Origin of the sequence: Pseudomonas sp. W5-36 (genome assembly GCF_046540455.1) — a bacterium.
In the GTDB taxonomy this organism is placed as follows: Bacteria; Pseudomonadota; Gammaproteobacteria; order Pseudomonadales; family Pseudomonadaceae; genus Aquipseudomonas; species Aquipseudomonas graminis_B.
Genome location: NZ_JAXCIQ010000012.1, coordinates 97,913 through 116,895 on the forward strand (window position 1 = coordinate 97,913; position 18,983 = coordinate 116,895).

18 protein-coding genes are annotated in these 18,983 nt (G+C 60.8%); 7 read left to right on the forward strand and 11 right to left on the reverse strand.

Annotation, left to right across the window (positions count from 1 at the left end):
* Positions 1 to 116 precede the first annotated feature (116 nt).
* On the forward strand, positions 117 to 782 hold the full coding sequence (locus SLW74_RS18930) for a carbonic anhydrase (RefSeq protein WP_410929792.1): 666 nt from the start codon (positions 117 to 119) through the stop codon (positions 780 to 782).
* A gap of 131 nt (positions 783 to 913) precedes the next feature.
* Positions 914 to 2,443: a SulP family inorganic anion transporter gene (locus tag SLW74_RS18935; RefSeq protein ID WP_410929766.1), complete on the forward strand. Its 1,530-nt coding sequence runs from the start codon at positions 914 to 916 to the stop codon at positions 2,441 to 2,443.
* Between the two features lie 24 nt (positions 2,444 to 2,467).
* Here SLW74_RS18935 and SLW74_RS18940 read toward each other — a convergent pair whose 3' ends face one another.
* The gene (locus SLW74_RS18940) at positions 2,468 to 3,118 is read right to left on the reverse strand and encodes a hypothetical protein (protein ID WP_065987966.1); all 651 of its coding nucleotides are present in this window, start codon (positions 3,116 to 3,118) and stop codon (positions 2,468 to 2,470) included.
* A 149-nt stretch (positions 3,119 to 3,267) separates the two neighbouring features.
* Here SLW74_RS18940 and SLW74_RS18945 point away from each other — a divergent pair, with 149 nt between their 5' ends.
* Positions 3,268 to 3,900, forward strand: coding sequence for an SCO family protein (locus tag SLW74_RS18945; protein ID WP_410929767.1), 633 nt, complete (start codon positions 3,268 to 3,270; stop codon positions 3,898 to 3,900).
* 43 nt (positions 3,901 to 3,943) lie between these two features.
* Here SLW74_RS18945 and SLW74_RS18950 read toward each other — a convergent pair whose 3' ends face one another.
* The 3 genes from SLW74_RS18950 to SLW74_RS18960 all read right to left on the reverse strand — a co-directional run bounded on the left by SLW74_RS18950 (position 3,944) and on the right by SLW74_RS18960 (position 6,464).
* Entirely contained in the window at positions 3,944 to 4,717 is a 774-nt protein-coding gene (locus SLW74_RS18950; RefSeq protein ID WP_065987962.1) for a MetQ/NlpA family ABC transporter substrate-binding protein, read from the reverse strand.
* 65 nt (positions 4,718 to 4,782) lie between these two features.
* Positions 4,783 to 5,457 (reverse strand): methionine ABC transporter permease, encoded by a 675-nt coding sequence (locus SLW74_RS18955; protein ID WP_065987960.1) that lies wholly within the window; start codon positions 5,455 to 5,457, stop codon positions 4,783 to 4,785.
* Entirely contained in the window at positions 5,457 to 6,464 is a 1,008-nt protein-coding gene (locus tag SLW74_RS18960) for a methionine ABC transporter ATP-binding protein (RefSeq protein ID WP_192130563.1), read from the reverse strand. Before SLW74_RS18960 ends, SLW74_RS18955 begins: the two co-directional genes overlap by 1 nt.
* A gap of 382 nt (positions 6,465 to 6,846) precedes the next feature.
* On the opposite strand from SLW74_RS18960, the gene katE reads away from it, so the two are divergent.
* Positions 6,847 to 9,006: a catalase HPII gene (gene katE / locus SLW74_RS18965; protein ID WP_410929768.1), complete on the forward strand. Its 2,160-nt coding sequence runs from the start codon at positions 6,847 to 6,849 to the stop codon at positions 9,004 to 9,006.
* Between the two features lie 72 nt (positions 9,007 to 9,078).
* Here katE and SLW74_RS18970 read toward each other — a convergent pair whose 3' ends face one another.
* The 4 genes from SLW74_RS18970 to SLW74_RS18985 all read right to left on the reverse strand — a co-directional run bounded on the left by SLW74_RS18970 (position 9,079) and on the right by SLW74_RS18985 (position 12,011).
* Complete coding sequence (locus SLW74_RS18970) at positions 9,079 to 9,792, reverse strand: PA5502 family lipoprotein (protein ID WP_410929769.1); 714 nt, start codon at positions 9,790 to 9,792, stop codon at positions 9,079 to 9,081.
* A gap of 167 nt (positions 9,793 to 9,959) precedes the next feature.
* Positions 9,960 to 10,742, reverse strand: a complete 783-nt coding sequence (znuB, locus tag SLW74_RS18975; RefSeq protein ID WP_065987954.1) for a zinc ABC transporter permease subunit ZnuB — start codon at positions 10,740 to 10,742, stop codon at positions 9,960 to 9,962.
* Positions 10,735 to 11,529 (reverse strand): zinc ABC transporter ATP-binding protein ZnuC, encoded by a 795-nt coding sequence (gene znuC / locus SLW74_RS18980; RefSeq protein WP_065987952.1) that lies wholly within the window; start codon positions 11,527 to 11,529, stop codon positions 10,735 to 10,737. Before znuC ends, znuB begins: the two co-directional genes overlap by 8 nt.
* A complete protein-coding gene (locus tag SLW74_RS18985; RefSeq protein WP_410929770.1) occupies positions 11,529 to 12,011 on the reverse strand; it encodes a Fur family transcriptional regulator in 483 nt (160 codons plus the stop codon). Before SLW74_RS18985 ends, znuC begins: the two co-directional genes overlap by 1 nt.
* Positions 12,012 to 12,068: 57 nt before the next feature.
* Here SLW74_RS18985 and znuA point away from each other — a divergent pair, with 57 nt between their 5' ends.
* Positions 12,069 to 12,998, forward strand: a complete 930-nt coding sequence (znuA, locus tag SLW74_RS18990; RefSeq protein WP_065987948.1) for a zinc ABC transporter substrate-binding protein ZnuA — start codon at positions 12,069 to 12,071, stop codon at positions 12,996 to 12,998.
* Between the two features lie 93 nt (positions 12,999 to 13,091).
* Here the strand turns inward: znuA and SLW74_RS18995 are convergent, their stop codons facing one another.
* Both SLW74_RS18995 and SLW74_RS19000 read right to left on the reverse strand, forming a co-directional pair.
* Positions 13,092 to 14,042 carry a homoserine kinase gene (locus tag SLW74_RS18995; protein WP_369320026.1) on the reverse strand — a complete coding sequence of 317 codons (951 nt, stop codon included), beginning with the start codon at positions 14,040 to 14,042 and terminating at the stop codon, positions 13,092 to 13,094.
* A 34-nt stretch (positions 14,043 to 14,076) separates the two neighbouring features.
* Entirely contained in the window at positions 14,077 to 14,367 is a 291-nt protein-coding gene (locus SLW74_RS19000) for a DUF2782 domain-containing protein (protein WP_065987944.1), read from the reverse strand.
* A gap of 74 nt (positions 14,368 to 14,441) precedes the next feature.
* Between SLW74_RS19000 and polA the strand changes: the two genes are divergently transcribed.
* Complete coding sequence (polA, locus tag SLW74_RS19005; protein ID WP_065987942.1) at positions 14,442 to 17,207, forward strand: DNA polymerase I; 2,766 nt, start codon at positions 14,442 to 14,444, stop codon at positions 17,205 to 17,207.
* 239 nt (positions 17,208 to 17,446) lie between these two features.
* On the opposite strand, the gene yihA is transcribed toward polA, so the two are convergent.
* A complete protein-coding gene (gene yihA, locus SLW74_RS19010) occupies positions 17,447 to 18,082 on the reverse strand; it encodes a ribosome biogenesis GTP-binding protein YihA/YsxC (RefSeq protein ID WP_065987940.1) in 636 nt (211 codons plus the stop codon).
* Positions 18,083 to 18,310: 228 nt separating this feature from the next.
* Between yihA and SLW74_RS19015 the strand changes: the two genes are divergently transcribed.
* Complete coding sequence (locus tag SLW74_RS19015; protein WP_065987939.1) at positions 18,311 to 18,928, forward strand: c-type cytochrome; 618 nt, start codon at positions 18,311 to 18,313, stop codon at positions 18,926 to 18,928.
* Positions 18,929 to 18,983: the final 55 nt, after the last annotated feature.

An 18,983-nucleotide genomic window follows, 5' to 3' on the forward strand; every position in this document is an offset into this window, starting at 1 on the left:
CAGGATTCGCCGGAAAATTCACTTAAATCCGTCAGAGAGGATGAAACATGAGTGACCAGGATAAGCAGCCTCAGGCTGCGACGACAGGCGTTACGCCTCAGGTGGAAACCGCCGAGATGGCACTGAAGCAAATCGTTGATGGCTTCAAGCAATTCCGCCATGACGTCTTCCCTCAGCAGGAAGAACTGTTCAAGAAACTCGCCACCGCCCAGCATCCCCGGGCCATGTTCATCACCTGCGCCGATTCGCGCATCGTCCCGGAACTCATCACCCAAAGCTCGCCAGGCGACCTGTTCGTCACCCGTAACGTGGGTAATGTCGTCCCGCCTTATGGCCCCATGAATGGCGGCGTGTCGACGGCGATCGAGTACGCCGTTCTGGCCTTGGGCGTTCAGCACATCATCGTCTGCGGCCACTCCGATTGCGGGGCCATGCGCGCCGTTCTCAACCCCGACACCCTGGAAAAAATGCCGACGGTCAAAGCCTGGCTGCGTCATGCCGAGGTCGCCAAGACCGTTGTGCAAGACAACTGCAATTGCACCGGCGAGCATGAAACCATGCACGTGCTGACCGAAGAAAACGTCATCGCACAGCTGCAACACCTGCGCACGCACCCCTCCGTGGCGTCCAAGCTGGCCAGCGGCCAATTGTTTATCCACGGTTGGGTTTACGACATCGAGACCAGCGAGATCCGCGCCTACGATGCCGAGCAGGATTGCTTCCTGCCTCTGGATGGCGACCATCCGGTGCCCATGGCGTCGATTCCCCGCGGGCGATATTGATCGCTGGCTGACCCGCTGCGCCTGAGCGCAGCGGCGTCGGCCCTGACGGTTCCACCCCCATACAAGCTCGTAGCGGCCGCGCATAGCGCGTGCCGCCGGGCGTTGTCACGTCTGAATTCCGGAGAGTCGTCATGGCTACTACTGATCTGAAAGCGTTGTTACCACGGGAGCTGCTGGCTTCCGTGGTGGTTTTTCTGGTGGCCCTGCCGCTGTGCATGGGGATCGCCATCGCTTCCGGCATGCCTCCCTCCAAGGGTCTGATCACCGGCATCATCGGCGGTCTGGTGGTGGGCTGGCTGGCCGGTTCGCCGCTTCAGGTCAGCGGCCCGGCGGCAGGTCTGGCAGTGCTGGTGTTCGAGCTGGTCCGTGAACACGGTATGGCCATGCTCGGGCCGATTCTGCTACTCGCCGGTGCGCTGCAATTGCTGGCTGGACGCTTGAAGCTCGGTTGCTGGTTTCGTGTGACGGCGCCTGCGGTGGTGTACGGCATGCTCGCGGGCATCGGCGTGCTGATCGTGCTCTCCCAGGTCCACGTTATGTTCGACAGTGGGCCCAAGCCTTCCGGGCTCGATAATCTCGTGGCGTTCCCGCAGACCCTCATGGGTGCGATGGGAATGGGCAGCGCCATGCAGGCCGGCCTGCTCGGGCTGGGGACCATCGCCGTGATGTGGCTATGGGAAAAGCGTCGGCCTCATGCACTTCGGTTCGTACCGGGCGCGTTGCTCGGCGTCGGCATTGCGACGGTGGTGAGTCTGGTGATGAGCTTGCAGGTCAAGCGCGTCGAGGTTCCAGCCAATCTTGCAGAGGCCATCGACTGGCTGCGCCCCGCAGACCTGCTGAACCTGGCTGACCCTGCCATCCTGATCGCGGCGATTGCCGTGGCTTTCATTGCCAGCGCTGAAACCCTGTTGTCGGCAGCGGCGGTGGATCGGATGCATGACGGCCAGCGGTCGGACTTCGACAAAGAGCTCAGCGCCCAGGGTGTGGGTAACATGTTGTGCGGTCTGGTCGGTGCGCTGCCGATGACGGGCGTGATCGTGCGCAGTTCGGCCAACGTCCAGGCCGGTGCCAAGACGCGGCTGTCGGCAATGTTCCACGGTTTGTGGCTGCTGGCGTTCGTGCTGTTGCTGTCCAGTGTGCTGCAAAGCATTCCTGTGGCGAGCCTGGCAGGCGTGCTGGTCTACACCGGCGTGAAGCTGGTGAATGTTCAAGCACTCAAAGGGCTGGGGCGCTATGGCCGCATGCCGATGTTCATCTATGGCGCGACCGCCAGCGCGATTGTCCTGACCGACCTGCTGACGGGTGTGTTGATCGGGTTTGGCCTGACCCTGGTGAAGCTGGCGCTGAATGCATCGCGATTGAAGATCAATCTCGTCGATCTGCCAGCCGAGGGGGAGATGGAGCTGCGCCTGAATGGTTCGGCCACGTTCCTCAAGGTGCCGGCCCTGACCCAGACGCTGGAAACCGTGCCCCCTGGCACTACGCTGCATGTGCCGCTGGGCAACCTGACCTACATCGACCATTCCTGCCTGGAGCTGCTGGAAGAGTGGGGCCGCGCCAATGCAGCGCAGGGTTCGCGTTTACTGCTGGAGCAGCGGCTGCTCAAGCGTCGCGTGGAGGGAAGGATCCGCACGTCGATTGGAGGAACAGCGCTGCATTAAGGTCCGCGTGAGGGGCGTGCGGGATCAGTCTTTCCCGCATTCCATCTCCAGCCCCACGCCCAACTGGCGTGACAGGCTGGGCCAGCGTTTCCATGCTGCTTCGGTGTCCGGGCTGGCGAGGCGCTCGCGGTAGGCTTCCACCGACTCCAGGGAGAAGCTGTCGTCGTCGAGCATCTCGTCGATGGCGTGATGCACCACTTCGTCGAGCTGATTGGCGAAGGCCTCGCCGATCAGTTGGTGGGCGATGACGCTGGCCACGGTGGTATTCATGGGTATCAGCGGCTGGCCGAAGTGCTTGATGTACAGATCGTTCACTTCTTCCACCAGCCGGTGAGCCAGGTAAGCTTCGTCCAGCAACCCATCCAGCCCTTCGTGGCCCGCCATGATGGCCGGCGGCGCCGTGAAGAATTGCTCGGCGATTTTCAGGACTGGTCTGATCTGGCTTTCGATTCCGGCCTGCAACGCGACGTCATGGGCAGCGTCCAGCAAGTCCGGAACCTGACCAATGTAGGCAATGACAAAGCGCGTCAGTACGCCTCGCGCGTCTACGTCAGGCAGGTGAATGGACGGGTGGAGATGAGGAAGTTGCGACTCCAACTGGCGCGAGAGCTGACCGGATTGGGCTTCGTGTTCCTGAGCTCGGGTGATCTGCTCGCGCAATGCGGCGGTGTTCATGGATGCTCCATAGGCAGTGAAACCAGGCGGTCATTATAGGGAATTCATACATTAGCCTGCTCACGAATGGCCCTAAGACGTAATTGTCATAACAGCTTCATGCTTATGTGCATAATCGCGCGCTCGTGGACTATCAATGTGCTGAACTCATGACCCGAACCCAACAAACCGTTTTCATCCTTGCCGCCATCGTGGCGCTGGTGCTGGGTCTGACCGTCTTCCGGGTGTTGTCCGGCACGGATCAGGGCGATCAGACCGCGCTTAACGACGCGGGCATCATCCTTCTCCCGCAGAGCCGCACTGTGCCTGATCTCTCGTTCACCGATCAGGACGGTCAACCCTTTCCATTGAGCCAGTTGAAGGGTCAATGGACGGTGCTGTTCTTCGGCTACACCTTCTGCCCGGACATCTGCCCGACCACCCTCGCCCAGCTTCGTCAGATCAAAAGCGAGCTGCCCCCTGAGACCGTCGACAAGCTGCGCATCGTGCTGGTCAGCGTTGATCCTGATCGCGACACGCCGCAACAGCTCAAGCAATACCTGGGTTATTTCGACAAGGGGTTCGTCGGCTTGAGGGCGCCGGTCGATACGCTGAAGAACCTGGCGAATGCGGTGAGCATCCCGTACATCCCGGCGGACACCAGTAAGCCGGGCTATACGGTCGACCACAGCGGCAACCTGGCCCTCCTCGGCCCTGACGGCACCCAGCGCGGGTTCGTCCGCGCGCCGCTGAACAGCCAGAAGCTGGTAGCGCAGTTGCCGGGGCTGGTTGAGAGGAAGTAAGGACTGATCTCGGCATTGCGCCGAGATCATGGGCGTGTGGCGATCAGAACGCCGGGACCACGGCGCCTTTGTACTTCTCAACGATGAACGCCTTGGTTTCTGGGCTGTGCAGCGCGGCGACCAGTTTCTGGATGGCCGGGGCATCCTTGTTGTCCTCGCGGGTCACCAGGATGTTCGCGTAAGGCGACTCCGCCCCTTCGATGATCAGCGCATCCTTGGTGGGATCAAGCTTGGCCGTCAGGGCGTAGTTGGTGTTGATCAGCGCCAGGTCCACCTGCGTCAGTACGCGTGGCAGGGTCGCCGCTTCCAGCTCGCGGAACTTCAGGTTCTTCGGGTTCTGCTGCACGTCGCTTGGCTTAGCGGTGATGCTGGTCGGATCCTTCAGGGTGATCAGACCGGCCTTGACCAGCAGCAAGAGGGCACGGCCCTCGTTTGTGGCGTCATTCGGGATGGCCACGTTGGCGCCATCCGGCAGCTCGGCCAGACTCTTGAGCTTGTCCGAGTAAGCGCCAAAGGGCTCGATGTGAACCTTGGCCACACTCACCAGATGGGTGCCCTTGCCCTTGTTGAACTCATCCAGATACGGCTGGTGCTGGAAGAAGTTGGCGTCCATGCGGTTCTGGTCGACCTGCACGTTCGGCTGAATGTAATCGTTGAAGACCTTCACGTTCAGCGTCACGCCCTCTTTCGCCAGCATCGGCTTCACGAACTCGAGAATCTCGGCATGGGGCACGGCGGAGGCCGCAACGGTCAAGGTCTCATCGGCATGGGCAGACAGCGCCGCCACGGCAGCGAATACAGCCAACAACTTCTTCATTTCTACTACTCCTGAAATGCACGCGCAGTCGCATGCATCTGCCGGTCAGTGACCGGCGAATTCGGTTAACGGTGTGAAAAATGCGCGACCAGTCTGTCGCCGACGGTTTGCAGGATCTGCACAAGCACCAGCAGCAATACGACCGTTACAAACATCACATCGTTCTGGAAGCGTTGGTAACCATAGCGAATCGCCAGATCGCCCAGGCCACCGGCACCGACCGCGCCGGCCATGGCCGTGAACGACACCAGCGCAATTGCGGTCACGGTGATTGCCGCGAGAATGCCCGGGCGTGCTTCAGGCAACAGCGCCTTGATCACGATCTGCCGGGTCGTCGCGCCCATCGCCTGAGTGGCCTCGATGATCCCGCGGTCCACTTCCCGCAGCGCGGTTTCCACCAGGCGCGCGAAGAATGGCGTGGCGCCTGCGATCAACGGTGGCAGCGTGCCAAGAATGCCCAGCGAGGTGCCGGTGATGATTTCCGTCAGCGGCATCATCACGATCAGCAGGATGATGAACGGCAACGCCCGCAGCATGTTCACGATCAAGCCGACGGTGGTGTAGACCGGCTTGTTCTCGAGCAACTGACGCGGAGAGGTCAGGAACATCAGCACGCCCAGCGGCAAGCCCAGCAGAACAGTGAAGGCGAGCGAGACGCCAAGCATGATCAGGGTGTCGCCGGTCGCCAGCCAGATTTCGTACCAGTCGACGTTGGAAAACAGGTTGAGAAAAGTGTCCATCAGCGCAGGACCTCCATATGAACGTCGGCTGCGGTGAAGCGGGCAAACGCGGCGTCCATGTCACCACCGGTGATGGCCAGCGTCAGTTGCCCGTAAGGCGTGTCTTTGATGCGGTCGATACGACCGGCCAGAATGCTGTAGTCCACGCCGGTTTCCCGCGCGACCGTGCCCAGCAATGGCGCGTAGGTCGCTTCGCCCTGAAACGTCAGGCGCACGATGCGGCCCTGAACATGGGCAAAATCACTGTTCACCTGGTTTTCGTCGACCTCCTCGTCTTCTTGCACAAAGCGGCGAGTGGTCGGGTGCTTGGGGTGCAGAAACACATCGGCCACAGCGCCCTGCTCAACGATGACGCCCGCATCCATGACCGCCACCTGATCGCAGACGCGACGGATCACGTCCATTTCGTGGGTGATCAGCACGATGGTCAGCTTCAGTTCGCGATTGATCTCGGCCAACAGCTGCAACACCGAGGCCGTGGTTTGCGGGTCGAGGGCGCTGGTGGCCTCGTCGCACAGCAGAATCTTCGGCTTGGTTGCCAGCGCGCGGGCGATGCCAACGCGTTGCTTCTGACCGCCGGACAATTGCGCTGGGTACTTTTTGGCGTGATCGGAAAGACCCACGCGGGCGAGCAACTCGGCCACGCGCTGATCGATCTGCGCGCGGGACATGTCCCCGGCCAGCGTCAGCGGCATGGCGACGTTGTCGGCGACCGTCTTGGACGACAGCAGATTGAAGTGCTGGAAGATCATGCCGACCTGACGGCGGAAGCCGCGCAGACCCTCGGCGTCCAGTGCGGTGACGTCGACGTCATCGACCAGAATCTGGCCGCCACTCGGCGCTTCAAGGCGGTTGATCAAGCGCAGCATGGTGCTTTTACCCGCGCCGGAGTGGCCAATCAGGCCAAACACCTGGCCATTTTCGATGCGCAGGCTGGTGGGGTGCAGCGCGGGAATTTCCCGGTCGGCGACCCGATAGGTTTTGTGGACGTTCTGGAACTCGATCACGGAGCGAACCTTGTGGGGCGCGTTGAAAAATCAGCGTGGAGACTTATGCCTTCATCACGCTGCTGAGCGATGCCATTTCGGCTTCGGCTGGGTAAACCGGGCGCGCATTTTAGCCTGTCGAATCCGGATTGGGCCCAGCCTTCTTATCATTTATTTCACACTGCACCTGCCGAACGGTCATATGCACAGCCGACTGTCGGGCTGACGAAGGAAATCGATGAATCCGAAAAACAAACGGAACGGCTGATTTCATCGTCAGTCACTTACTTAGCGCCTGAATAATGCCTGACCTCGTGTCAGGCGTTGCCGCCTGCGAGCTCCTGCTGCCTCCACACCATGGAACGCCGAACAGGGAGTCGTCCGAACCGAGGAGTTTTGTCTGATGAGTAAGAACACCAATCCACCTGTTAGCGCCACCGCCAACAGTGAACTGGCTGGCACTGACACGCTGGATCGTGGCAATACCAACGCCAAGATCGAAAGCCTTGAAACCTTCCGCTCCGACGCCACCGGCGAGGCTTTGCGTACCAATCAGGGCGTAAAGATCTCCGACAACCAAAACACGCTGAAAGTCGGCTCGCGCGGCCCGTCGCTGCTTGAAGACTTCATCATGCGCGAGAAGATTACCCACTTCGACCACGAACGTATCCCGGAGCGTATCGTCCACGCACGCGGCACGGCGGCTCACGGTTACTTCCAGACCTACGAGAACCATTCGGCGCTGTCCAAGGCCGAATTCCTGCGCGATCCGGGCAAGAAAACCCCCGTCTTCACGCGCTTTTCCACGGTCCAGGGCCCACGCGGCTCTGGTGACACGGTCCGCGACGTACGCGGTTTCGCGGTCAAGTTCTATACCGGCGAAGGCAACTACGACTTGGTCGGCAACAACATGCCAGTGTTCTTCATTCAGGACGCCATCAAGTTTCCCGACTTTGTACATGCGGTGAAGCCAGAGCCTCATAACGAAATCCCTACGGGCGGCTCGGCCCACGACACCTTCTGGGACTTCGTTTCCCTGGTGCCGGAGTCCGCGCACATGGTGCTGTGGACCATGTCCGACCGTGCGATTCCGAAAAGCCTGCGCTCTATGCAGGGTTTCGGCATTCACACGTTCCGCATGATCAACACCGAGGGCAAATCCTCGTTCGTCAAGTTCCACTGGAAGCCTAAGTACGGTACGTGCTCTCTGGTGTGGGACGAAGCGCAGAAGCTTGCGGGCAAGGACACCGATTTCCACCGCCGCGACCTGTGGGAGTCCATCGAGATGGGCGACTACCCGGAATGGGAACTGGGCGTTCAGATCGTTGCCGAGGAAGACGAGCACAAGTTCGACTTTGACATTCTGGACCCGACCAAAATCATTCCGGAAGAGCTGGTGCCGGTAACACCGCTGGGCAAGATGGTGCTCAACCGTAACCCGGACAACTACTTCGCCGAGACCGAGCAGGTTGCGTTCTGCCCAGGCCACGTCGTGCCGGGTATCGACTTCTCCAATGATCCGCTGCTGCAAGGTCGGCTGTTTTCCTACACCGATACGCAGATCAGCCGACTGGGTGGGCCGAACTTCCACGAGATCCCGATCAACCGTCCGGTCTCGCCGAACCACAACAACCAGCGTGATGCTCAGCATCGCACTACCATCGACAAGGGTCGCGCTTCCTACGAGCCGAACTCGATCGACGGCGGCTGGCCGAAAGAAACCCCTGCAGGTCCGGAGGATGGCGGTTTCGAGACGTATCCAGAACGCATCGAAGCGCACAAAGTGCGTGAGCGCAGCCCGTCGTTTGGCGATCACTTCACCCAAGCCACGCTGTTCTTCAACAGCATGAGCGAGCACGAGAAAGAGCACATCATCGCGGCGTACAGCTTCGAGTTGGGCAAGGTGGAGCGTGAGCACATTCGCGCCCGTCAGGTGAACGAGATTCTCGCGAATATCGACCTCACACTGGCTGCGCGTGTGGCTGAAAATCTTGGCTTGCCCGCCCCGAAAGCGGCTACCGTCAAGGCGCAAGGCAACGGCAAGTTGAGCGTCGACAGCTCGCCTCTGCTGAGCCAGGCGAACCTGCTGCCTGCTGACATTGCTTCGCGCAAAGTCGCTATCCTCGTCGCGAACGGTGTTGACGACAAAGCTGTAGCGACGATGAAATCGGCGCTGGAAGCCAAAGGCGCACACGCCAAGGTGCTGGGTCCTACCTCCGCGCCGGTCAAAACCGCGAGTGGCGCGTCCCTGGCAGTGGATGCTTCGATGGAAGGTTTGCCATCGGTCGCGTTCGACGCTGTGTTCATCCCGGGCGGCGAAGCTTCGATCAAGGCCCTGAGCGGCGACGGCGTGGCACTGCACTACGTGCTTGAGGCGTACAAGCACCTCAAAGCCATCGCCTACGCGGGCGACGCGCAGAAATTGATCGACCTGCTGCGACTGGAAGCCGATGCCGGCTTGCTGACCGTTTCGGACGAAGCCTCCTTCAAGGCGTTCTTCGATGCGATCCAGCAGCACCGCGTCTGGGCTCGTGAGCCGAAAGCGAAAGCGATTCCTGCGTAATCTGCAGGGCTGGCAGTAACAAAAAAGGCGTTGCCCGCGAGGGCAACGCCTTTTCTTTTGATCAAAGACCGATCAGGGCTGAGCGGGCTTCAACACGATCTTCGCAGGTTCGGTACGCTCGATTTCACGCTGCATCTGCAACTCGAAGTCCGGGTTGATCTTCGTCACGCGCTTGGTCAGCAGCGTTGCCAGCCAAGGGTAGTCGTCGGTACGCGGCACCTGCACGGTGACGTCGCAGTTGAAGGCAGTCACGTCCTCAGCGATGTCACTCAACTGACGGCGCAGTTGCTTCATGTCCCCCAGCTTCAACTCGATGGTCGTGCTCTCGGCGCTCGGATCAATCACTTTCGCCTTGCGCCTGGCCTCCGCAGCCCGCAGATCAGCCTCGGCCTTTTCCAGCTCGGCCTTACGCGCGTGGGCGATGGCACCGTTGACGCCACTGGTCAGCGCCGGGGCCTTGGGCATCAGCGCGCGAGCTCGGCTAAGCGCGGTCGCGGCGGCATTCATGTCGCCTTTTTGCAGCACGATCTGACTGCGGCTCAAATAGGCCTCAGCCAATTGACGCTGGTACTGCTCGAGTCGGGGATCGTCCGGAGATTTGCTTTGCAGCGCCGCCAATTGATCTTCGGCGGTTGCCAACTCGCTGCTGGCGATGTTCTGTTCCAGCTGCTGATAGGCATCGGGCGCAGCCACAGATGCGGGCTGCTCGACGGGCTTGCTCTGGCAAGCACCCAACAGGATGGAAAATGCAGCAAGCAGCAGATAACGGGATGCGAACGGCTTCATTCCTGCGATTCTCTATTTGCGCAAAAAACGAGCAAGTCTACACACAACTGACTTGCACCGAAAATAACTGATCACTATCGGTGGCCGCGCAAGGCCGCGCAAGGAGTCATTGCACATTGCCGCCATTGGATTATTGCGGAGTATGACTCTGCCTGCTACCCAAGGTTCTACCGCTTGGGCAAAAGGAAGCTGAGCAGAAACAGCGCCGCCGCCGAGACTACGATAGACGGGCCTGCCGGGGTATCCTTGAACCAGGACAGCGCCAGACCCGCGCACACCGCAATCACGCCAATGATGCTCGCACCCACAGCCATTTGCTCCGGCGAACGGGCGTGACGTTGTGCCGCAGCGGCGGGGATGATCAGCAGTGAGGTAATCAGCAAAACGCCGACGATCTTCATGGCCACCGCAATGACCACGGCGATCAGCAGCATCAACGTCATGCGCAGGGCCGCCACCGGCAGCCCTTCGACCGTCGCCAGCTCTTCATGCACGGTGATGGCCAGAAGCGGCCGCCACAGCGCACAGATCAGCACCAGCACCAACGCACTGCCCGCGAGAATCCACGCCAGATCGTTCGGACTGATAGCCAGCAGGTCGCCGAACAGATAGCCCATCAGGTCGATACGCACGTCACGCATGAAGCTCAGCACCACCAGACCCAGCGACAAAGTGCTTGGTGCGAGAATCCCCAGCAGTGTGTCGGACGCCAGCGGTTGGCGCTGCTGCAGGGTCACCAGCAACACCGCCAGCAGCAGGCAGCCTACGGTCACGGCGATCGTCGGGCTGATGTCCAGCAGAAAGCCCAAGGCCACGCCGAGCAACGCGGCATGGGAGAGCGTGTCGCCAAAATAGGCCATGCGCCGCCAGACCACGAAAGACCCCAGAGGACCTGCCACTACCGCTAACGCGAGGCCTGCGAGCAAGGCGTAAAGAAGAAAATCAGCCATGCTTGCAGCTGTCCCCGTGGTCGTGATTGTGGGTGTGGACGTGAGCCGGCGCGGGTTGGCAGACTTCGCCATGCAGGTCGTGGGCGTGATCGTGGTGATGGTGATAGATCGCCAGATTCGGGGCGTTCAGGCCGAACAGCTCCACGAAGGCGGGATCGTTGCTGACCTGCTCAGGGTGGCCGGAGCAGCACACGTGGCGATTGAGGCAGACCACCTGATCGGTGGTGCTCATGACCAGATGCAGGTCATGGGAAACCATCAGCACGCCGCATTGATGCCGATTGCGCAGCTGAGTGATCAGCGCGTACAGCTCGGCCTGCCCGGCGACATCAACGCCTTGCACCGGCTCGTCGAGCACCAGCAGCTCTGGCTTGCGCAACAGCGCTCGCGCCAGCAACACGCGCTGCATCTCGCCGCCGGAAATCCCTTGCAGCGGGCTGTCGATGACCTTCTCTGCGCCGACCTCGATCAGCGCTGACCGCGCGGTGTCCCGATCAACGCCGGGGACCAGACGCAGGAAACGCAGGACCGACAGCGGCAGCGTGGCGTCGATGTGCAGCTTCTGCGGCATGTAACCGACGCGCAGTTTCGGTTTGCGCCAAATTTCGCCCGAGTCAGCTTTGAGCAGCCCCAGAACGGCGCGCACCAGAGTGGTCTTGCCCGCGCCGTTGGGGCCGATCAGGGTGACGATTTCGCCTGAACTGACGCTCAGCTGGATATGTTCCAGCACGCTCTGGCCGGCGCGCGTCACGCTGACGTCCTTCAGGCGAATCAGTGCATCGCTCATCAGGCGGCCTTGCACCCGGCACAGACGCCGACGACTTCGACGGTCTGGGCTTCGACGTCAAAGCCGACCTCATTGGCAGCGTCGACGATGGCCGAGCTGATGCTGCCGTGCTGCAGCTCAATGGCGGCGTGGCACTCGCGGCAGATCAGAAATTGGCCCTGATGCGCGCGGGTCGGATGGTTACAGCCGGCGAAGGCGTTCAGCGACGCAATGCGGTGCACCAGGCCGTTTTCCAACAGGAAGTCCAACGCGCGGTACACCGTAGGTGGTGCGGCGCGGCGGCCATCTTCTTCGCTGAGAACGGCGAGGATGTCGTAGGCGCCCAGCGGCTTGTGGCTCTGCCAGACCAGTTCCAGCACGCGACGACGCAGGGCCGTCAGCCGCAGGCCTTTGCCCGCGCACAGCGTGTCGGCTTCAGTGAGCGCACTGTGCACGCAGTGAGAGTGATCGTGGGGGCGACTGGCCAGGGGTGTTTTAGACATGAGCGGCGACGGCCTTTGAGAGAGACGTTATTATGTTACCCGTTCCTGCCCCCATGAGTGGTTATCGTGTCCCGACTTTTTTTACTTTTTGTCGTATTTATTACCGGTTTTTCAACCGTCACTGCCGCCGAAGCCAGCGTCCGCGTACTGACCAGCATAAAGCCGCTGCAGTTGATCGCTGCTGCCGTACAGGACGGGATTGCTGTGCCGGAAGTCCTGCTTCCGCCGGGCGCCTCACCGCATAACTATGCGCTGCGCCCGTCCGACGTACGGCGCGTGCAGGAAGCCGATCTGCTCTACTGGATCGGCCCTGATATGGAGACATTCCTGCCTCGCGTGCTGTCCGGGCGCAGCAAGGCATCGGTCCCGGTCGAGTCGTTGCCCGGTATGCACCTGCGCCATTTCACCGCCAGCGCCGAGCACCACGATGATGACGAAGACGAGCATGACCACGATCACCGCCCGGGCAGCGTTGACGCGCATTTGTGGCTGTCTTCGGTCAATGCTCGGGTGATTGCGGCAAAGATGGCCGCTGACTTGAGTCAGGCAGATCCCGCCAATGCGGCACGTTATGAGAGCAACGCGAAGGCCTTCGACGCACGCCTTGACGCATTGGACGCCAAGATCAAACAGCGTGTCGCCGGCATTTCAGGCAAGCAGTATTTCGTCTTCCACGAGGCGTTTGATTATTTCGAAGAAGCCTACGGGCTCAAGCATGCGGGCGTATTTGCCGTCAGCAGCGAGGTTCAGCCGGGCGCCCAGCACGTCGCCGCCATGCGTGCGCGGCTGACCGAATTCGGCAAGACCTGCGTGTTCAGCGAACCGCCCCTTCGCCCGCGTCTGGCCGACACGTTGAGTGCGGGCTTGCCGGTCAAACTGGCTGAACTGGACGGATTGGGCGGCTACACACCCGCCACTGCCGAGGGTTACGAGCAATTGCTGAGCAAGCTGGCGGATGACCTGGCGGGGTGTCTGGAGAGTCTTTAACTCCTGTGCCAACGCCTTCGCGAGCAAGCTCACTCCTACAGTTGAACCACGGTCCCTGTGGGAGTGAGCTTGCTCACGAAGCGTTTATGATGTCTACAACGCAAACGGCAACGGAATGTGGGTTTCCTGCCGCTGTTCCAGGCGTTTGCGGAATTCGTCCGGATCATGGATCAGCACGTCCTGACCGGCGAATGTTTCGGCGGCGATCAGGCGTGACAGCCAGAAGCGCACGCAACCCACACGCAGCATCGTCGACCACAGCTCGGCTTCGGCGGCTGTGAATGGCCTCAGAGCAGCGTAAGCACCCAGAAACGCCCGGGCGCGCGGCGCATCGATGGTGCCGTTCTCAAACGAGCACCAGTCATTCACGGCAATCGCCACGTCGTACAGCATCGGTCCGGAACAAGCATTGTAGAAATCGATCACGCCCGTCAGGTGGGTGCCTTCGAACAGCGTGTTGTCGCGGAACAGGTCGGCGTGCAGATTGGCTCGGGGCAGCGCCATAATGGCCGCCTTGCGACGCTGAATTTCCTCGACGGCTTTGGTCAGCAATGCGCCCTGGGCCGGGTCCAGGTGGGAAATGAAATTACCGCCCTCCTCCAGCATCCAGTCCAGACCACGATCTGTTTTGCGCTCGATAGTCTCGCTGCGCGTGGCCATGTGCATGTGCGCCATGAATTCGCCGATCTGCACGCAGTGCTGGGTGTTGGGCTGGGCCGGGTGCTTGCCGGACAGACGCGGTTGCAGCAGCGCCGGTTTGCCTTTCAGCTCGCGCAGGGCTTGCCCGTCGGTGGTGCGCAGCGCGTAGGGTACGGGCAAGTTGGCGTCGTGGAGAACGTCCAGCAGTTCGATGAAGAACGGCATCTCCTGAACCGGACCGCGCTCGACCAGGGTCAGCACGAATTCGCCCTGCTCCAGGCTGATGAAGAAATTGGTGTTTTCACTTCCAGCGGCAATGCCCTGAAAATCACGCAGGGCGCCAAGCCCGTACGGGGCGAGAAAAGCTTCCAGCTCAGGCCGAGCCAGGGGAGTAAAAACGGACATAGAAGACTGCCAGCAAGAAAGTGAATGTAGGGCGTTACCAGCTGAATAGTACCCATTGGGGTATCAGCATGTCCGGTTGATCCGAACGGATGAATTGACCACTTGTGCCATCGGCGCGCACCAGATAATACGGCTTGCCGTGTTTGGGCGTGATCTTCACGGCGTACACGAATCCGTTCGCACGATACTCCTTGATGAAGCCATCGCTGTCCTGACGAATCGTCACATCAGGCTCTGCCGACGGCGCTTCATCGTCCGCCGCGACCGCCAGCCACGGACAGGCGATCAACCCGCCGAGCAGTAACAGGCGATTCAGCGCGCGCATGATAACCTTGTGCCTTTGTCGTCAACGGTCCGCGCATTCTAGCGCCGACCCCGCCGAAAAGGTTGATCTTGCACATGAGTCTTGCGCCCCTCGTCCTGGTGGACGGTTCTTCTTATCTATACCGCGCGTTCCATGCGCTGCCGCCGCTCATGACCTCCAAAGGCCTGCCCACCGGTGCGGTCAAGGGCGTACTGAACATGCTCAAAAGCCTGCGCAGGCAGTACCCCGAAAGCCCGTTTGCCGTGGTTTTCGATGCCAAGGGCGGAACGTTCCGCGACGCGCTGTACGGCGAATACAAAGCCAACCGCCCCAGCATGCCGGACGACATGCGCGTGCAGATCGACTTCCTGCACAACTGCGTGCGAGGCCTCGGCTATCCGCTGTTGTGCGTTGAGGGCGTGGAGGCCGATGACGTGATCGGCACCTTGGCGCGCAGCAGCGCGGCCGCCGACCGTCCGGTGGTCATCTCTACCGGTGACAAGGACATGGCGCAGCTGGTCGATGGCCACATCACGCTGGTCAACACCATGACCGGCAGTGTGCTGGACGTCGCCGGCGTGAAGGAGAAGTTCGGTGTTGGCCCGGAACACATCATCGATTACCTGGCGCTGATGGGCGACAAGGTCGACAACATCCCCGGCGTACCCGGTGTCGGTGAGAAAACCGCAGCGGGCCTGTTGGTGGGCATCAACGGTGGCCTGAAAGAGCTTTACGCGAACCTCGACAAAGTGGCAGCGCTGCCGCTTCGGGGCGCTAAATCCCTGCCGGCCAAGCTCGAAGAACACAAGGAAATGGCCTTCCTGTCCTACGAGCTGGCGACCATCAAGATCGACGTGCCGCTAGACATCGAGCTCGACGCCCTGCACTGCGGCGAGCCTGACCGTGAGGCGCTGATGGCGCTCTACACCGAGCTGGAATTCAAGAGCTGGATCACTGATCTGCAGCGTGACGCTCGCCAGGAAGGCGCGGAAGTCGTCCCTGCTGCCGAGCCAGCGCCTGTCATCGAGGCCAACTACGAACTCATTCTCGAGCAAACCCAACTCGACGACTGGCTGAAGAAGTTGAAAGCCGCTCAGTTGTTCGCTTTTGTGGTGCAGAGCAACGGCACCGATGCCCAACGCGCGCAAATCGTCGGCCTGTCGTTTGCGATCAAGACCCACGAAGCCTGTTACATCCCGCTCACCCATTCCTATATGGGCGTGCAGCAGCAACTGGATCGCGACGCGGTACTGAAATCGGTCAAGCCCATGCTGGAGGACGCGAGCAAAATCAAGGTCGGCCAGCACGCCAAGTTTGCGATCAACCTGCTGGCCAACTGCGCCATTGATGGTGACCAGAGCCAGGGCATCAACGTGCAGGGCGTCAAGTTCGACACGATGCTTGAATCCTACGTGCTCGACTCCACTGCGACGCGTCACGACCGTGACAGCCTGGTCGCCAAGTACCTGGATCACACACCGGTCAATTTTCAGGACATCGCGGGCAAGGGCGCAAAACAGCTGACTTTCGACCAGATCGCGCTGGAGCAGGCGGGTACGTATGCGGCTGAAGAGGCTGACCTGACGCTGCGCCTGCATGAGGTGCTGCAGGACAGATTGGCCAAAACGCCGAGTCTGGCGCCAGTGCTGAACGACATCGAGATGCCACTTATGCCTGTGCTGGCGCGTATCGAGCGTCAAGGTGCGCTGGTCGATGCCAATCTGCTGGGCAATCAGAGCGTCGAGCTGGGCAACAAAATGACCGAGCTTGAGCGCGAAGCGTTCGCCATCGCCGGTGAAGAATTCAATCTCGGCTCGCCCAAGCAGCTCGGTGTGATTCTCTACGAAAAGCTCGGCATGCCGATCATCAGCAAGACCGCCACCGGCCAGCCGTCCACGGCTGAAGCGGTGCTCGCGGAACTGGCCGAGCAGGAATATCCGCTGCCGAAAGTGCTGATGCAGTACCGCTCGATGAGCAAGCTGAAGAGCACGTACACCGACCGCCTGCCGGAGCAGATCAACCCGCGCACCGGGCGAATTCACACCTCCTACCATCAGGCGGTGGCGGTGACCGGGCGTCTGTCCTCCAGCGACCCGAACCTGCAGAACATCCCGATCCGGACCGCCGAGGGTCGTCGCATTCGTCAGGCGTTTGTTGCCCCCCAGGGCTACAAACTGCTGGCGGCGGACTACTCGCAGATCGAACTGCGGATCATGGCGCATCTGGCCAAAGACGAAGGCTTGCTGCACGCCTTCCGTAATGACTTGGACGTCCACCGTGCAACGGCGGGCGAGGTGTTCGGTGTCGAACTGACGGACGTGACCAATGACATGCGCCGTAGCGCCAAGGCGATCAACTTCGGTCTGATCTACGGCATGAGCGCATTCGGGCTGGCCAAGCAGATCGGTGTCGATCGCAAGCAATCTCAGGCGTACGTGGATCGCTATTTCGCGCGCTATCCGGGCGTGTTGGATTACATGGAGCGCACCCGTGCTCAGGCGGCGGAACAAGGGTACGTGGAGACCATCTTCGGTCGTCGCCTTTACCTGCCGGACATCAACGCGAAGAACCAGGCGCTGCGCAAAGGCGCCGAACGCATGGCGATCAACGCGCCGATGCAAGGTACGGCGGCGGACATCATCAAGCGAGCGATGGTGGCGGTGAATGGCTGGCTGGAAGCGTCAGGTCTGGATGCTCGCGTCATCCTGCAGGTTCACGATGAACTGGTGCTGGAAGTGCGTGAAGATCTGGTCGAGCAGATCAGCGAAGACATCCGCTTGCACATGAGCGGCGCAGCCGAGCTGGATGTTCCGCTGCTGGTCGAAGTGGGTGTGGGGAATAACTGGGACGAGGCGCATTAATACGGCCTTGTCGTTCCGATTCTGTTCGGAATCGGAACTGCGGCATCCATAAAATTTCCGCCGGTTTTGAACTTCGGCGGACAAACTCCGGTCTGAGTTTGCGAATGGCTGACGTAGCCATTCATGCTCCTATGTTGTGTTAAGTGTTGGCAGATATCCGGATCCCTCCCGAGAGGTCTGGACTTGGACCCCGAACTTCCCCTCCCCACATGAAGTCCGGGGTTTTTTTTGCCTGCGATTCAGGCCGCCGGTGCCTTGTCTTCCAGCTCCATCCAGTCGGCCAGCACGGTATAAGCCTCTTCCAGGCCCATGCGCTTGGGTGCCGAAAACAGCTGGATGGTAATGGCGTCACCCCAACCCCGATGGATTTCCGACTGGACCTTGAGCAGGGTGTTCTTCGCCGCGCCGAAGGTCAGCTTGTCGGCTTTGGTCAGCAAAATGTGCATCGGCATGCCGCTGGCGATGGCCCAATCCAGCATCAGCAGATCGAAGTCCGTCATCGGGTGGCGGATGTCCATCATCAGGATTAACCCCTTCAGACTTTCACGGCCGCCCAGATAGGCTTCCAGGTGGCGCTGCCAATGCAGCTTCAGCGGAATCGGCACCTTTGCATAACCGTAGCCCGGCAAGTCGACCAGGCGGCGGTCGTCATCCAGGCTGAAGAAGTTCAGCAACTGGGTACGCCCCGGGGTTTTCGAGGTGCGCGCCAGACTGGCATGGGTCAGGGTGTTCAACGCGCTGGATTTGCCGGCGTTGGAGCGGCCGGCGAAGGCGACTTCAAAGCCTTCGTCATCCGGGCATTGGTCGACTTTGGCAGCGCTGAGCATGAACTTGGCTTGTTGGCACAGGCCGAGAATTGGGTTCTTGAGTTGCATGGGATATCCGGTGAGGGCGTTGCGGCGTGCGCGGCAACGGGGTGTCGTTTTCCGTTCAATGGGCGCGAGTATATAATGCCGCAGATTTCATGTGTGCCTTGTCCGACCCCGGCGAGGGCATTGCCGAAGCGAAACCCCCATGGCGCGTAGCCTCAGACCCACAAATACAGGCCGCCCCCCAGACAGTTAGCCCTTCAGGCGACACTTTCAACCGCATCGGATCAACCCATGAACGCATTTCTCTCGAGTCTGCTGTTGACCCTGAGCCTGAATGGCTTGGCGCAGGCCGCTGACTCGCCAGTGGGCGACCCGGTCGCCGGGCAAGCAAAGACGGCTGTCTGCGGCGCTTGTCACGGACCCGATGGCAATAGCCTGGTGCCCATCTTCCCGAAGCTCGCCAGCCAGGGCGAGCGGTATCTGCTCAAGCAACTGCACGACATCAAGGACGGGAATCGGGTTGTGCTGGAAATGACCGGCCAGCTGAACCCGCTCACCGATCAGGACCTGGCCGACATCGCCGCTTATTACGCCGGTCAGAAAGGCAGCGTCGGCACTGCCGATCCCGATCTCGTCGCGCCTGGTGAAGCGCTGTTTCGCGGCGGCAAGCTCGATCAGGGCATGCCGGCCTGCATCGGCTGCCATTCACCAAACGGCGCGGGCATTGCAACGGCAGGCTTTCCGCACCTGAGCGGGCAGCACGCCGAGTACATCAAGAAACAGCTCACAGCGTTCCGCAAAGGTGACCGCATCAATGACGGCGACACCCTGGTCATGCGCACCATCGCCGCAAAGCTCAACGATAAGGATATCGAGGCGCTGGCGGCGTACATTCAAGGGCTGCATTGAGCGTCTGGCGCGCGATCCTGACGGACACGGTTGGTAAAACAAATTGCCGGCAGAC

Coding starts and splice junctions, on each gene's coding strand:
- polA (WP_065987942.1), top strand. CDS start 14,442: ATGAGTCTTGCGCCCCTCGTCCTGGTGGACGGTTCTTCTTATCTATAC.
- SLW74_RS18985 (WP_410929770.1), bottom strand. CDS start 12,011: ATGTCTAAAACACCCCTGGCCAGTCGCCCCCACGATCACTCTCACTGC.
- SLW74_RS18945 (WP_410929767.1), top strand. CDS start 3,268: ATGACCCGAACCCAACAAACCGTTTTCATCCTTGCCGCCATCGTGGCG.
- SLW74_RS18935 (WP_410929766.1), top strand. CDS start 914: ATGGCTACTACTGATCTGAAAGCGTTGTTACCACGGGAGCTGCTGGCT.
- SLW74_RS18930 (WP_410929792.1), top strand. CDS start 117: ATGGCACTGAAGCAAATCGTTGATGGCTTCAAGCAATTCCGCCATGAC.
- SLW74_RS18995 (WP_369320026.1), bottom strand. CDS start 14,042: ATGTCCGTTTTTACTCCCCTGGCTCGGCCTGAGCTGGAAGCTTTTCTC.
- SLW74_RS19015 (WP_065987939.1), top strand. CDS start 18,311: ATGAACGCATTTCTCTCGAGTCTGCTGTTGACCCTGAGCCTGAATGGC.
- katE (WP_410929768.1), top strand. CDS start 6,847: ATGAGTAAGAACACCAATCCACCTGTTAGCGCCACCGCCAACAGTGAA.
- yihA (WP_065987940.1), bottom strand. CDS start 18,082: ATGCAACTCAAGAACCCAATTCTCGGCCTGTGCCAACAAGCCAAGTTC.
- SLW74_RS18950 (WP_065987962.1), bottom strand. CDS start 4,717: ATGAAGAAGTTGTTGGCTGTATTCGCTGCCGTGGCGGCGCTGTCTGCC.
- SLW74_RS18940 (WP_065987966.1), bottom strand. CDS start 3,118: ATGAACACCGCCGCATTGCGCGAGCAGATCACCCGAGCTCAGGAACAC.
- znuC (WP_065987952.1), bottom strand. CDS start 11,529: ATGAGCGATGCACTGATTCGCCTGAAGGACGTCAGCGTGACGCGCGCC.
- SLW74_RS18955 (WP_065987960.1), bottom strand. CDS start 5,457: ATGGACACTTTTCTCAACCTGTTTTCCAACGTCGACTGGTACGAAATC.
- SLW74_RS18970 (WP_410929769.1), bottom strand. CDS start 9,792: ATGAAGCCGTTCGCATCCCGTTATCTGCTGCTTGCTGCATTTTCCATC.
- SLW74_RS19000 (WP_065987944.1), bottom strand. CDS start 14,367: ATGCGCGCGCTGAATCGCCTGTTACTGCTCGGCGGGTTGATCGCCTGT.
- znuB (WP_065987954.1), bottom strand. CDS start 10,742: ATGGCTGATTTTCTTCTTTACGCCTTGCTCGCAGGCCTCGCGTTAGCG.